Below are 14,614 nucleotides of genomic sequence, written 5' to 3'. Positions count from 1 at the left end.
AAAAAATTCGCACACAGTTGTGGGTAGCAATACCCCCCGGTCCAATAAAGGCAGAAACTGTGGTGGAAATAACCGGAGAAAAAAATGAACATACCTGCTGCGTCTGTAAAAGAGCTTTTAGAAGCTGGCGTACACTTAGGTCACAAGACGTTTAGATGGAACCCAAAAATGAAGAAATTTATTTTTGGAGAAAAAAATTCAATTCACATTATTGATTTACTTCAAACAGTTAAATTACTTAATAATGCAATGCTAGAAATGCACAAGTGTGTAGCTTCTGGTGGTAAAATTTTATTCGTTTCAACAAAGAAACAAGCAAGCGAGTTGATTGCTGAAGTTGCTAAAGAAACTGGACAATTTTTTGTTAATCATAGATGGCCAGGCGGAATGTTGACCAACTGGAAGACTATTAGTAATTCAATTAGAAGATTAAAAAAACTTACCGAAGAACTTAATAAAGAGAATAAAGGCTTTACAAAAAAAGAGCTTATTAAGATGAGCCTTGAGCGTGATAAATTAAATAGATCATTAGGCGGAATAGCAGACATGAGAGGCGTTCCTAATATGTTATTTGTTATAGATACAAATATTGAATCTTTGGCAATTGCAGAGGCTAGAAAATTAAAAATTCCAATCGTTGCTATTGTTGATAGTAATTCAAATCCTGACGATATTGATTTTCCAATCCCGGGTAATGATGATGCAAGAAGATCAATTAATCTTTATTGCGATTTAGCTAAAAAAACTATTTTAGATGCAAAACAGAATATTAAAATAGTTGAGCCAGTTGAGGAAGAAAAACCCAAAAAAGCAGCTAAAGAAACTTCAAAAGTTAAAGTAAAAATAGTTTCTCAGAACAAAGAAGAAGCTTTAAAAAATTAAAAAGTTTATTCAATGTCTGACAATTTAACAAAAGTTAAAGAACTTAGAGAATTAACAGGAGCGGGTATTCAAGATTGCAAAACTGCCTTATCAGAGAATAATTTTGATATTGAAAAGTCAATTGAATATTTACGTAAAAAAGGAATATCAAAAGCCGCTAAAAAATCATCACGAGATGCAGCTGAAGGATTAGCTGTAATTGCATCAAATAACTCTAAAGCTTGTATATTAGAAATTAATTCTGAAACGGACTTTGTTGCAAAGAATAATGAGTTCATAAACTTTTGTTTAGAAGTTTCTAAAATTGCACTAGCGAATAATTTTAATTTAGAAACTTTATCTAATGCAAAAATTAATAATATTTTAATAAAAGATGCATTAGTTAATTTAATCGCAAAGATTGGTGAGAATATTAAAATCAGAAGAATTGCCTACATAGAAAATTCTAAAGGAGTTGTTGCTAATTACATCCACAATCAACAAAGTGAAAATATGGGAAAGATTGGTGTTTTAATTTCAATAGATTGTGAGAATAAAAGTAAAGAAGTTTTAGATTTTTCAAGAAAAGTTTGTATGCATATTGCAGCTATGTCACCAATGTCTCTATCAGAGAAAGACTTGAGTATTGATTTTGTTAATAAAGAAAAAGAAATTTTAAAAGAAGAACTTAAAAATCAGGGTAAAAAAGAAGATATGATTGATAAAATATTAGTTGGAAAATTAAAAAAAGTTATATCTGATAACACTTTAATGGGTCAAAAATGGATACATAATCAAGAAATTACAGTCGAGCAGGCCGTTGTTGATTTTGGAAAAGAAATTAAACAGAGTTTAGTTATTAAATCTTTTATAAAATATAAAGTTGGTGAAGGCATAGAAGTTAAAAAAACTGACTTTAACGAAGAAGTGAAGTCATTAGCAGGAGCTTAAAATGATTATTAAAAAAATAGAAGAGAGAATGAATTTATCTCTCGGTTCATATTCAAAAGAGTTATCGACTATTAGAACAGGTAGAGCAAATCCTAAAATGCTAGATGGTGTTAGGGTAGAAGTTTATGGTCAAAAAATGCCAATAAGCCAACTGGCAACCGTTTCCATTCCAGAACCACAAATGATCAATGTTCAAGTTTGGGATAAAGCAAATGTTAGTGCCGTGGATCAAGCTATTAGAACTTCGGATTTAAACTTAAATCCACTTGTAGATGGACAATTATTGAGAATTGCCATTCCAAAGTTAACAGAAGAAAGAAGAAAAGAATTAATAAAAATCTTAAAAACTATAGCTGAAAAAGCAAAAGTGGCCATAAGAAATATTAGAAGAGATTCTTTAGAAGAGTTAAAAAAAGAACAAAAAGATAATAATTTAAGCGAAGATGATTTAAAGAAAAATTCTAACGAAGTTCAGAAAATTACAGATCTAAAAATTGCTGAAATTGATAAAAAATTAAGTGAAAAAGAAGTTGAAATCTTAAAAGTATGATTTTGCCATCCCATATCGCCATTATCATGGATGGCAATGGTCGTTGGGGTTTAAAAAATTATAATGATCGAAATAAAGGCCATTATCACGGACTTCAAAACATTAATAAAGTAATTGAGCATTGCATTAAGTTAAAAATTAAATATTTAACTCTTTACACTTTTTCAACAGAAAATTGGAATAGACCAAAGAAAGAAATAAATTACCTTTTTTATTTATTTAAATATTTTTACAAAAAAAATTTTAATAAATTAAATAAAAATAATATTAGAATAAAGTTTATTGGAGATTTAATAAATATCCCAAAAGACTTAATACCTATCATCAAAAAGATTCAAGAAAAAACTAAAAAAAATAATGCCATAACAGTTGTTTTTGCTTTTAATTATGGAGCAAAATCTGAATTAGTAAATGCTTTTAAAAATATTTTAAAAAATAAAAATAAAACAATTAACGAAGAGTTAGTTTCCGATAACTTGTACACAAAAAACATACCTGATCCTGACATCCTTATAAGAACTGGTGGAGAAAAAAGATTAAGCAATTTTCTGTTATGGCAACTTTCGTATGCAGAATTATTTTTTTCAGATAAAAATTGGCCTGATTTTAGTTTTTCAGATTTAAAAAGAATTGTTGGAAAATTTACTAGTATAAAAAGAAAATTTGGAGGTTTAAATGAGTAATTTTAAAAAGAGATTTATTATCTCTTTATTGGCATTTCCAATTATTTATAGTCTGCTCTACCAAAAAATATTCTCTAATATATTGATAGTAATAGTTTGTTTATTTTGTGTTTATGAATGGCATAAAATTTTTAAAAAAAAAAATTATATTTACTTATTTGGATTGGTAATTTTATCAGTTTTTTTTCTTTCAATAATAATAATTTATAATTTACAAGATTTTAATTTAAAATTTTTATGGTTAATTCTTATAGCCTGGCTGACGGATATAGGAGGTTATATATTTGGAAAATTATTTGGTGGTCCAAAATTAATTAAAATTAGTCCTAACAAAACATGGTCGGGAGCATTTGGCTCATTAATTTTAAGTCAATTTGCTTGTTTAATTTTTTTCTTAGATTCTAATTATAAATTAAATTTTAATATTTTTTTTTATCAGATTTTATTATCAATCATTGGGCAATTCGGTGATATTTTGATGTCGTATATAAAAAGACTTAATAATAAAAAAGATACTTCTAATTTTATTCCAGGACATGGAGGATTTTTAGATAGAGTAGATGGATTAATCTGGATATTTATTTTTGGATATTTTTTAATATGAGGAAGAAAAAAATTTGTATTTTAGGCTCAACTGGAAGTATAGGTCGAACGACTTTAGAAATTATTTTAAAAAATAAAAAAGACTTTGATGTAGTTTTATTAAGCGGTAATAATAATGTTGAACTACTCATTTCGCAGGCAAAAAAATTTAAGCCAAAATATGTTTATTCAAATAATTTTTTTTTTAAAGAAAAATTAAAAACTTTCTGTAAAAATAATAATATTTATTTTATCGATGATTTAAATTCATTAAAAAAAATAAAATTCGATGTAACAATAGCAGCTATTTCCGGTATGGCTGGTCTCTTACCGACAATTAATATTATTAAATTTTCAAAAAAAATTTTAATTGCAAATAAAGAAAGTATTATTTGTGGATGGAAATTTATTTTAAAAGAATTAAAAAAACATCATTGCAATTTTACACCAATTGACTCAGAACATTTTTCAATACTGAATTTAATTGAGAATAAAAATTTAAATTCTGTTAAATATATTTATCTTACAGCATCCGGTGGACCTTTTTTTGAAAAAAAAGTTAATTTAAATAAAGTTACTCCTGCCCAAGCAGCAAAACATCCAAATTGGAAAATGGGTAAAAAAATATCAATAGACTCAGCTAATCTAATGAATAAAGTCTTAGAGGTAATAGAGGCTTCTTTAATATTTAATCTACCAATTAATAAATTTAAAATAATAATACACCCTCAGTCCTTAATTCATGCAATTATTGAATTCAAAAATGGCCTTTCATCTATGCTGTATCATTACAATGATATGAAAATACCAATTACTAATTCTTTGTATAATAATTTTTATAATTATAAAAATAATGATCATAAATTTTTATCTCAAAATAAATTAACTTTTATTGAAGCGAATTCAAAAAAAAATCCTTCACTTAAAATTTTAAATTTAAATAATGTCCTTAATGAAAATGGTTTTATTTTAATTAATGCCCTTAATGAAATTTTAGTTCAAAAATTTTTGAAAAATAAGATAACTTTTCCTGATATAACCAACAAATTGATAGGAATTTTAAATACTAATAACGTTAAAAATTACTTAAAAAATCATCAGATTCGACATATAAATGACGTCTTTAAAGTGTATAACTTCAGTAGGAGCATAGTAAATTGATAAGATTTATAATTATATTTTTAATAGTATTAACAAACGTTACGTTTGCTGAAATTAAAAAAATTAACATCGTTGGAAATGCAAGAGTTAGTTCAGCTACCATAGAGTCATTAGTTGATAAAAAAATAAGCAATATAGACTCTATCTATATAAATAATCTTACCAAAAAAATTTATGATACGGACTTCTTTGCTGATGTAAAAATTTCATTTAATCAAGATGCACTAACTATAAATGTCATCGAAAATCCTATAGTTAATTTTTTTTATATAAATGGAGTTAAAGATAGTGATTTAGACCAGGTAAATAAAATTATAACTTTAAAAGAAAATAGTATCTTTTCCAGTTCTAAATTAAAAAAAGACATTGAAGCAACTAGAGAATTTTTAAACGCGTCAGGCTATTATCAAGCTTCAATTACTCCTGAAGTAATTAAAATTGATAATAATCAAATAAATTTAATAGTTAATATTGATAAAAAAGAAATTTCAAAAATTAATAATATTTATTTTATAGGGAATAAATATTTCAGCAACAGTCAATTATTAGATGTAATCACTTCGACAGAAGACGGCTGGTGGAAAATTTTTTCATCATCAGCTCTGAGTGAGCAAAGAATTGAGTATGATAAACAACTTCTAAAAGATTTTTATAAGTCAAAATCATTTTATGATGCTCAAATAGAAAGTGCATTCGCAAGTATCGATAAAAATAATAAATTTACTTTAACTTACTCAATTAATTCTGGAAAAAAATATAAGTTTGGTGATTATGATATAAAAGTTTCTGGTCTAGTTCTCAAAGAAGAGGATATTAATGAAGTTAAAAATATTTCTAATAAGTTGTTAAAAAATGAATTTTACTCACCTCTAACAATAAATAAAATTAATAAACAAATAACAGACTTTTTAGAGACTAAAAGGTACGGCAATTTTGAAATTAATATCCAGGATTTAAAAGCAGCCGATGATAAAATTAATATTATTGTACAACTAAACGAGGGCCAAAAATCAATCGTTAATAAAATAAACATTAAAGGCAATACAATTACTGAAGAAAAAGTGATTAGAGATAATTTAATTATTTCAGAAGGAGATCAATTAAATTCATCTAAAGTAAAAAAATCTATTGATAATGTAAAATCAAAACAATTATTTAGTAAAGTTGATTATAAAATAGAAGATTCTGAAAAGAAAAATTTTAAAGATTTAAATTTATTTGTCAAAGAACAGCCAACTGGCAGCATTAGCGCAGGAGTTGGTTACGGTTCAAATGGTGGTTTGTTCGAAGCATCTATAAATGAGAGAAATTTTTTAGGCCAAGGCATCAATTTAAATTTCACCGGAAGACTTTCTAGCGACGAAATAAAGGGAGAACTCTCGTATGTTGATCCAAACTATTTAAATTCTAACAAAGAATTAGCTGCATCACTATTCTCAGTCGTTGATGATTATGAAAACTCAGGCTATCAAAACAAAAGTGCAGGCACTAGATTTGCAACAAAATATGAAATTTATGAAGATATTTTTTTTAGACCAAATTTAGGAGTTCAGTTTGATAGATTAGAAGTAACTGGAAATGCATCTAGTCTACTAAGAAGTAGACAAGGGGATTTTACTACAACTTCACTTGGATATAATTTTTTATATGATCAACGTGATTCAAAATTTAACCCGACATCTGGATCTATAATTTATTTTGATCAAAATATTGCAACTTTTTTTAGTGATATCCCAACAATTCAAACAGGCGTTGGAGCCACTTTTTACAAAGAGTTGTTAAGCGATAAATTTATAGGTTCAGCAAAAGCAAAACTAGCAAATGTTGTGGCGTTTAACGATAAGGATGTTAAATTATCTGATCGAATTTTTTCATCAACGAGCGATTTAAGAGGTTTTGAACAAAGAGGCGTGGGTCCTGTAGATAGCGGTGACCATATCGGAGGAAATAATTTAGCTACTTTAAGTTTAAAATCAACTTTTCCAAATCCAATACCAGAAAACTTAAGAGCTACCACTTTTTTATTTTTAGACATGGGTAACGTTTGGGGAGCGGATTATTCCAGTTTAATTTCTGATAGCTCAAAATTAAGAACATCAACAGGTATTGCTTTGGATTTAGTGAGTCCAATTGGTCCACTAAGTTTTACTTATAGTATTCCATTGTCTAAAGCTACTACCGACAAAGAGCAAAATTTCTTATTTAATATCGGTTCGAGTTTTTAGATTTATTTAAATTTTTAATGAATAAAATTTTTTTTAAAAAATCAAAAAAATTTATTTTTATTAAAGATATTTATAATATTTGTAATTATTCAGAAAATAAATTCTACAATCAAAAAATATTTGGAGTTAATAATATTTACGATGCAAAAGTCGGAGATGTTACTTTTTTTAATGACCTTAAATACGAAAATGATATTAAAATTAGTAAAGCTTCAGCATGTATTGTAAACAAAAAGTTAGCTCAATACTTAAATAAAAACACTATACCAATTATTTCTCAAAATCCATTATTAGACTTCTATAAAACAGTTATTATTTTTTACCCAGATTCATCAACCGACAATGAGAGAGTTATAAATTTAAAAAATAAAAAACAATTTTTAAAAAAAAATATTTCAATAGGAGAAAATTCCTTAATTGACAAAAGCGCAAGCATTGGCAAAGATACAAATGTTGGTAATAACGTTATTATTAAACATAATGTTCACATAGGTAAAAATTGTAAAATCGGATCCAATGTTATAATTGAAAATGCACTTTTAGGAGATAATATAATTATAAAATCAGGTACTTTAATTGGGCAGACAGGTTTTGGTTTTAATTTTGAAAAAAAGAAAAGAATTAAATTTCCTCATATAGGTAGAGTTATTATTGAAAACGATGTTTTGATAGGTTCTTTTTGTACTATTGATAGAGGTTCATTGACCGATACAGTTATTGGCGAATTTACTTCTATTGATAACCAGGTTCAAATTGCACACAATGTTAAAATTGGAAACCATTGTATGATTGCAGCGCAAGCAGGAATAGCCGGGAGCACAATAATTGGTAATAATGTAAAAATAGGAGGACAAACTGGAATTTCAGGTCATTTATCTATAGGCAATAATGTTAAAATAGGTGGAAAAAGCGGTGTCATCGCTGATATTGATGATAATCAAACCGTAATGGGTTATCCAGCTAAAAGTATAAGAGATTTTTTAACTAATAAGAAATAATGAATTTAAAAAAAGAAATAAATAAAGAAGAGATAGAAACCTTAATACCTCATAGAAAACCGTTTTTATTAATTGATAAATTAACAGATATTGTTCCAATGATTTCTGCAACAGGAGTTATGAATATTAAAAAAACGGATTTTTTCTTTAATGGTCATTTCCCAGGACAACCCGTAATGCCAGGCGTTTTAATAGTAGAGGCTTTTGGACAAAGCGCTGCAGCTTTAACTGCTTATAGCCTAGATCCTGCAATTGTTAAAAATAAATTAGTTTATTTGATGACAGTTAATAATGCGAGATTTAGAAATCCTGTAATGCCAGAATGTGAACTAAAACTAAAAGTTGAAGCAATTAGATCAAAAGGAAAAGTTTGGAAATATAAAGGTATAGCAATGGTTAATGATAAAATTATGGCAGACTCAGAGTGGATGGCAACGATAGTTGATAGAAAAGATTGATGATAAGCGATAAGGCAATTATAGATGCAAATTCTAAATTAGAATCTTCAGTAGAAGTTGGGCCTTTTAGTATTGTTGGCAAAGAAGTAAAAATTGGAAAAAATGTAAAAATACTATCTCACGTAGTTATAACAGGAGATACATCTATATCAGATGATTGTAAGATTTATTCTTTTGCTTCTATAGGCAGCGCTCCACAAGATTTAAAATTCAAAGGAGAAAAAACAAAACTTATAATAGGAAAGAAAAATAAAATTAGAGAGCATGTTACAATAAACCCTGGCACCGAACATGGTGGTGGAATTACAAAGATAGGTGATAATTGTTTATTTATGATTTCATCACATATCGCGCATGATTGCAAAATTGGAAATAATGTTATTATCGCAAATAATGTTGCTATAGCTGGTCACGTTGAAATAGACGATGATGTTATAATAGGTGGTAATTCTGCAGTACAACAATTTACCAGAATTGGAAAATTAGCAATGATAGGAGGAATGACAGGAGTTGAAAAAGATGTAATTCCTTACGGTCTTGTTACTGGAAATAGATCACATTTAGATGGAATAAATATAATAGGATTAAAAAGAGCAGGATATTCCTCTGAGGAAATAAATGGACTAAACCAAGCTGTTAAGTTGATTTTTTCAAACACTCTTTTAAAAAAAGGAATAGAAGAATCTAAAAAATTTTCTAATTTTAAAACAGTATGTGACGTTATAAGTTTTCTAGAAAAAAGTGAAAAAAGACCAATTTGCAGACCTCTATAATAAATGCTTGGATTAATAGTTGGAGAATCAGATTTACCTAGATTTTTAATAAATAAATTATTAAAAAAAAAATTAGAATTTTTAATATTAGATTTAACTAAATCTAATATTTATAAAAAATATAAAAATTCTTATAGCTTAAAAATAACAGAACTTGGAAAAGCTATTTCGATATTAAAGAAAAATAATTGCAAAAATATTATTTTTATAGGTAAAGTGAAGAGACCAGAAATTTCGCTTTTAAAATTTGATAGAAAAGCTTTATTCTATCTTCCTAGATTATTTACAGCATTTAAAAAAGGAGATGGAAATATTTTAAAAGAAATTATTAAAATTTTTAATGAGCATAAAATATCTGTTGTAAATAGTATGAAATTTACACCAGAATTAATTTTTCAGGAGAAAAGCATTAATAAAGTAAAAATAAATAATTCGGACAAAAGCAGTATAACCAAAGGAGTTAATATTATTAAGTCGTTAAGTAAATTTGATATTGGACAATCGGTTGTAGTAAATAATGGCTACGTCCTTGCAATAGAAGGACCCGAAGGAACTGACGAAACTATAAAAAGATCATCACATTTGTCAAAAAAATATAAATTAAAAGATAAGTCAATTTTGATTAAATTTCCAAAATCAAACCAAGATCTCAGAGTAGATCTGCCAACAATAGGTTTGGACACTATTAAAAATTGCATTAAAGCAAATATTAAAGGTATTGCTGTAAAAAAATCTCAAAACATTATCTTAAATAAAGATAAAATTATAAATTTAACTAAAAAAAATAATTTTTTTATTATTTCTTTATAAATTGATTAAAAAAATATTTATCATTACCGGAGAATCTTCAGGTGACAAAATTGGGTCTCTAATTATTAAGAAATTGAAGGAAAAAAATTTAGACATTCAATTCTTAGCTATAGGAGGAGAAAATATTAAATCAGAAAAAATTGATTGTATATTTGATATAAAGGACGTTTCTTATATGGGATTTATTGATGTTTTAAAGAATATATTTTCAATCAAAGCTAAAATTAGCTTAACTGTAAAAAAAATATTAGAATTTAATCCTGACATTATTTTTTCAATCGATTCTCCTGATTTTTCTTTTAGGATTTTAAATAAAGTCAAAAATGTTAATAATAAAATTAAAACAATACATTTAGTTGCACCGCAAGTTTGGGCGTGGAGAGAAAATAGAAAAAAAATATTGTACAAATTTATTGATCATTTGCTTTTGCTATTTCCTTTTGAAAAAAAATATTTTGATGGATTTATTAGAAGCTCATTTGTTGGACATCCTTTTTTTGATTTTTCCGTATTTAAAATAGGTAAAGCAGAAGTTAAAAATAAAAAGTATTTTACATTTTGCCCTGGAAGTAGGAATTCGGAATTAAAAACATTTATGCCAATATTTATCGAAGTAATTAAAAAAATAAATTTAAATAATAATTTTACATTTCATATACCGACTTCTGAAAATAATAAGCATTTAATTAATGACTATTTGCAAATGTCTAAAATAGATAATTTTATTATTACTACTAGTGAAAAAGAAAAAAACTTTTATATGAGAGATTCAATTTTAACTATTTCTAAGTCTGGAACAATCACTTTAGATATCTGTAAGAACCAATGTCCATTAATTGTTGTCTACAAAACATCATGGTTTAATTATTTGTTAATTAAACCTTTTGTTAAAACAAAATTTGGTAATATTCTAAATATTATTGCTCAGAAGGAAATAATACCTGAACTAATACAGGAAAAATGTAATTCAAATGAAATCTATAATAAAGCCAAAGAATTTATTGATAACGAGATATTAAGGAAAGATTTAGTCGTTGAATATACTAAAATTTTGCAGACAATAATTGTTCCTGACAGTCTTGAGAAAATATCTAATTATGTAATCGAATAGCCATTATCTTTTAGCAATATCTATAAAATCTCTTTTGTCTTTACCGAGATATAATTGTCTAGGTCTGCTTAATTTATTTGATGGATCAGAGTACATTTCTTTCCAATGAGCAATCCAACCAGAGGTTCTAGCAACAGCGAACAAAACAACAAACATTTCAGTAGAAAACCCCATGGCGCTTAAGGTTATTCCAGAATAAAAATCTATATTAGGATATAATTTTTTTTGAACAAAATAGTCGTCATTTAATGCTATTTTTTCTAGTTCTATAGCCACTTTTAGCAACTCATCATCTTTCTTGCCCATAACCTCAAGAACTTCATGACATGCCTTTTGCATTACTTTAGCTCTTGGATCATAATTTTTATAAACTCTATGTCCAAATCCCATTAATCTGAAATTGTCATTTGGATCTTTTGCTCGTTTTATGAATTCTGGAATATTTTTAACACTACCAATTTTTTTTAACATATTTAAAGCCGCCTCATTAGCCCCACCATGCAAAGGACCCCAAAGAGCTGAAAAGCCAGAAGCTATAGAAGCAAAAGGATTGACACCAGAAGAAGCTGCAAGTCTAACTGTTGAAGTAGAAGCATTTTGTTCATGATCTGCATGAAGTATAAATATTTTTTCTAGCGCATCTGAGATTACTTTATTAACTTTGTATTTCTGAGCTGGGACAGAAAAACACATATTCAAAAAATTCTCACAATAATTCAAATCATTATCAGGATATACAAATGGTTGACCAATTGAATATTTGTAAGCCATAGCAGCTAAAGTTGGAACTTTAGCTATCATTCTTCTTGCTGATATTTCTCTTTCTTTTGGATCGTTAACGTTAGCTGAGTCTGCATAAAAAGCAGATAAAGCTCCCACTACACCAAGCATCATAGCCATAGGATGACCACCACGTCTAAAGCCATTGTAAAAAGATCTGATTTGTTCATGAACCATTGTGTGATTTTTTATGGCATCAGAAAATTCACTGAATTGATCTTTGGTTGGAAGTTCACCTTTGATTAATAGATAAGCAACTTCCAAAAATGAACTTTTTTCAGATAATTTTTCAATTTCATATCCTCTATATAAAAGAGTACCTTTGTCACCATCAATGTAGCAAATATTAGATTGGCAGCTTGCAGTAGAAGTAAAACCGGGATCGAAAGTAAAGTGACCAGTATTTTTATAAAGATCACGAACATCAATTACTGAAGGGCCAACCGTACCTTTTTTAACAGGAAGCTCGTATTTTTTACCGTCTATTTCTATGAAACATTTGTCAGACATAAAATTTAGTTATCAGTTTTTAATATTTTTGTCTATTTTTGAAAAGAATAGCTCTATTCGGTTTAAAAATTCATTTAAACCTAAGGAACTAGCTATATCATATATGGCTGGACCATATTCAGAACCTGTTAATATAATTCTTAAAGGTTGACCAAGATCTTTAAAATTAATTTTTTCAGTTTCTATAATTTTATCAAAAATATTTTTTAAATAATCTTTACTGATATCTTTATCTTTTTTTATTAGAGAGTAGATGTGTTTTATAATAGTTAATTTAGATTTGTCTATTTTTTGCATCTGATCTTCTTTTACTTCATAAGAAAATATATATTTTGAGTTATTATATATATCTTCTAATGATTTTGATTTATTTTTTAAAAAAGATAAATTTATTTTAATTATTTCATGAAATTGTTTTGGAATTTTTTCTTTGTACAATTCAGAATAATGAATTAATTTTTCTAATAATATTTCATCATTAGTTGATTTTATATAAAACTCATTGATAGATTTAATTCTATCAAAATCTAATTTTGATGGAGACTTTCCAATATTTTTTAAATTAAAAAATTCTATACTTTCTTCTTCTGAAAAAATTTCTTTATCTTTATAAGACCATCCTAGTCTCAATAAATAATTTCTTAAAGCCTCTGGTAAAATACCTATTTTTTTATAATCTTCTACAGTCGACGCATCATCTCTTTTTGATAATTTTTTTCCTTCTTTCGAATGAATTAAAGGTATGTGTGCGTATTCTGGTATTTTCCATTCCATGCTTTCAAATATTTGAATTTGTTTAAAAGCATTTATTTTATGATCGTCACCTCTTATTACATGAGAAATTTTCATTTGATAATCGTCAACTGCAGCGGATAAATTATAAGTAGGCTTTTTGTCTTTTCTTAAAATAACAAAATCTTCTATTGTACTATTATTAATTTCAACGTTACCCTGAACTAAATCTTTTAGCATTGTCTTTCCTTCCATCTTTGATTTAAATCTAAGAACAAAAGGTTTGTTACTGACTTCTTCCAGAATATTTCTACATTTTTTACTGTAAGTGTAAGGAATTTTTTTCTCGAGATATAATTTTTTTTCTTCCTCTAGCTCTTTTTCAGTGCAATAGCATTTATAGGCGTGTCCATTTTTCAATAGAATATTAGCGACATTTATATGAGATTCTACGTTTTTTGATTGAATATATGGTTCTTCATCCCAATTTATTTCTAGCCATTTAAGAGTTGAGATGATTTGTTCGTAGTACTCATTTTTTGATCTTTGAACATCAGTATCTTCTATTCTTAATAAGAATTTGCCTTTTTGATTTTTTGAAAATAACCAATTAAATAAAGCTGTTCTCGCTCCTCCAATATGTAAATTTCCAGTCGGTGAGGGTGCAAAACGCGTGATAACTTTTGGAATAATATTCATTAGTTCTAAAGATTACAGAACTAATATTATTTATTTAAATTAGTAAATTAAAATTTTCTATATAAAGAGGCTAAAACACCCTGTATTTTTACTCTTTCATTATTGTAAATTTTTGTCTCATAAGCAGGATTGGCGCTTTCCAAGGCAATTGAAGGTCCTTTTTTTCGCATTCTTTTTAGAGTTGCTTCATGGTCATCAATTAAAGCTACAACTATTTTTCCACTCTCAGCAATATTAGTTTTTTTAATTATAACATAATCTCCAGTATTAATACCGGCCTCTATCATCGAATCTCCTTCAACTTTTAATGCAAAATATTCATTTGATCCTAAGAAACTTTTTGATAAAGGCAAACTCTCAGTTTGATTTTCTAATGCTTCAATAGGGGCTCCAGCTGCAATTTTACCAAGTACAGGTATAAAAACCTCTTCATCTTCTATTTTATTAAGATCTAAGCCACCTTTAATAATCTTAGGAGAAAAATTATTATACAGATCTTGAGCTCCAGCATTTTCAGGAAGTTTAATAACTTCAAGAGCTCTTGCTTTGTGAGGCAATCTTTTAATAAATCCTCTTTCTTCAAGGGCCGAAATAAGTCTATGAATTCCTGATTTTGATTTAAGATTTAATGACATGCGCATTTCGTCATAAGAAGGCGATATGCCAGTACGTTTTAATTTTTCATTAATAAAAATTAATAAATTTTTTTGTTTTTTAGTTAGCATAAGAA

15 protein-coding genes are annotated in these 14,614 nt (G+C 27.0%); 12 read left to right on the top strand and 3 right to left on the bottom strand.

The genetic code is table 11. The features are described 5' to 3' along the window. Positions 1–84: 84 nt before the first annotated feature. The 12 genes from rpsB to lpxB are packed head-to-tail and all read left to right on the top strand — an operon-like array spanning position 85 to position 11,163. On the top strand, positions 85–882 hold the full coding sequence (gene rpsB / locus AC8GER_RS03160; RefSeq protein ID WP_506598484.1) for a 30S ribosomal protein S2: 798 nt from the start codon (positions 85–87) through the stop codon (positions 880–882). A 12-nt stretch (positions 883–894) separates the two neighbouring features. Beyond that, the gene (tsf, locus tag AC8GER_RS03155; protein WP_506598483.1) at positions 895–1,812 is read left to right on the top strand and encodes a translation elongation factor Ts; all 918 of its coding nucleotides are present in this window, start codon (positions 895–897) and stop codon (positions 1,810–1,812) included. Between the two features lies 1 nt (position 1,813). Further along, positions 1,814–2,362 (top strand): ribosome recycling factor, encoded by a 549-nt coding sequence (gene frr / locus AC8GER_RS03150; protein ID WP_506598482.1) that lies wholly within the window; start codon positions 1,814–1,816, stop codon positions 2,360–2,362. Continuing rightward, positions 2,359–3,045: a polyprenyl diphosphate synthase gene (uppS, locus tag AC8GER_RS03145; protein ID WP_506598481.1), complete on the top strand. Its 687-nt coding sequence runs from the start codon at positions 2,359–2,361 to the stop codon at positions 3,043–3,045. Before frr ends, uppS begins: the two co-directional genes overlap by 4 nt. Next, entirely contained in the window at positions 3,038–3,649 is a 612-nt protein-coding gene (locus AC8GER_RS03140) for a phosphatidate cytidylyltransferase (RefSeq protein WP_506598480.1), read from the top strand. The genes uppS and AC8GER_RS03140 overlap by 8 nt, the downstream gene beginning before the upstream one ends. Then, positions 3,646–4,788 carry a hypothetical protein gene (locus tag AC8GER_RS03135; RefSeq protein ID WP_506598479.1) on the top strand — a complete coding sequence of 381 codons (1,143 nt, stop codon included), beginning with the start codon at positions 3,646–3,648 and terminating at the stop codon, positions 4,786–4,788. Before AC8GER_RS03140 ends, AC8GER_RS03135 begins: the two co-directional genes overlap by 4 nt. Next, positions 4,785–7,013 carry an outer membrane protein assembly factor BamA gene (gene bamA, locus AC8GER_RS03130; RefSeq protein WP_506598478.1) on the top strand — a complete coding sequence of 743 codons (2,229 nt, stop codon included), beginning with the start codon at positions 4,785–4,787 and terminating at the stop codon, positions 7,011–7,013. The genes AC8GER_RS03135 and bamA overlap by 4 nt, the downstream gene beginning before the upstream one ends. A gap of 17 nt (positions 7,014–7,030) precedes the next feature. Beyond that, a complete protein-coding gene (gene lpxD / locus AC8GER_RS03125; protein WP_506598477.1) occupies positions 7,031–8,011 on the top strand; it encodes a UDP-3-O-(3-hydroxymyristoyl)glucosamine N-acyltransferase in 981 nt (326 codons plus the stop codon). Continuing rightward, entirely contained in the window at positions 8,011–8,469 is a 459-nt protein-coding gene (gene fabZ, locus AC8GER_RS03120; RefSeq protein ID WP_506598476.1) for a 3-hydroxyacyl-ACP dehydratase FabZ, read from the top strand. Before lpxD ends, fabZ begins: the two co-directional genes overlap by 1 nt. Next, positions 8,469–9,242 (top strand): acyl-ACP--UDP-N-acetylglucosamine O-acyltransferase, encoded by a 774-nt coding sequence (gene lpxA, locus AC8GER_RS03115; RefSeq protein WP_506598475.1) that lies wholly within the window; start codon positions 8,469–8,471, stop codon positions 9,240–9,242. The genes fabZ and lpxA overlap by 1 nt, the downstream gene beginning before the upstream one ends. Positions 9,243–9,245: 3 nt before the next feature. Next, complete coding sequence (locus AC8GER_RS03110; protein ID WP_506598474.1) at positions 9,246–10,052, top strand: LpxI family protein; 807 nt, start codon at positions 9,246–9,248, stop codon at positions 10,050–10,052. A gap of 1 nt (position 10,053) precedes the next feature. Beyond that, the gene (gene lpxB, locus AC8GER_RS03105; RefSeq protein ID WP_506598473.1) at positions 10,054–11,163 is read left to right on the top strand and encodes a lipid-A-disaccharide synthase; all 1,110 of its coding nucleotides are present in this window, start codon (positions 10,054–10,056) and stop codon (positions 11,161–11,163) included. 3 nt (positions 11,164–11,166) lie between these two features. Here lpxB and gltA read toward each other — a convergent pair whose 3' ends face one another. From gltA to lexA, 3 genes are read right to left on the bottom strand one after another with little or no spacing between them, the layout of a single operon-like run. Beyond that, positions 11,167–12,453 (bottom strand): citrate synthase, encoded by a 1,287-nt coding sequence (gene gltA / locus AC8GER_RS03100; protein ID WP_506598472.1) that lies wholly within the window; start codon positions 12,451–12,453, stop codon positions 11,167–11,169. A gap of 12 nt (positions 12,454–12,465) precedes the next feature. Beyond that, a complete protein-coding gene (gene gltX / locus AC8GER_RS03095) occupies positions 12,466–13,884 on the bottom strand; it encodes a glutamate--tRNA ligase (RefSeq protein ID WP_506598471.1) in 1,419 nt (472 codons plus the stop codon). Between the two features lie 47 nt (positions 13,885–13,931). Continuing rightward, on the bottom strand, positions 13,932–14,609 hold the full coding sequence (lexA, locus tag AC8GER_RS03090; RefSeq protein ID WP_506598470.1) for a transcriptional repressor LexA: 678 nt from the start codon (positions 14,607–14,609) through the stop codon (positions 13,932–13,934). Positions 14,610–14,614: the final 5 nt, after the last annotated feature.

Source organism: Fontibacterium abundans (SeqCode), from assembly GCF_965235095.1.
GTDB lineage: Bacteria > Pseudomonadota > Alphaproteobacteria > Pelagibacterales > Pelagibacteraceae > Fontibacterium > Fontibacterium abundans.
Note: the sequence above shows the minus strand (reverse complement) of the source record. Positions and strands in the feature narration are given on the sequence as shown.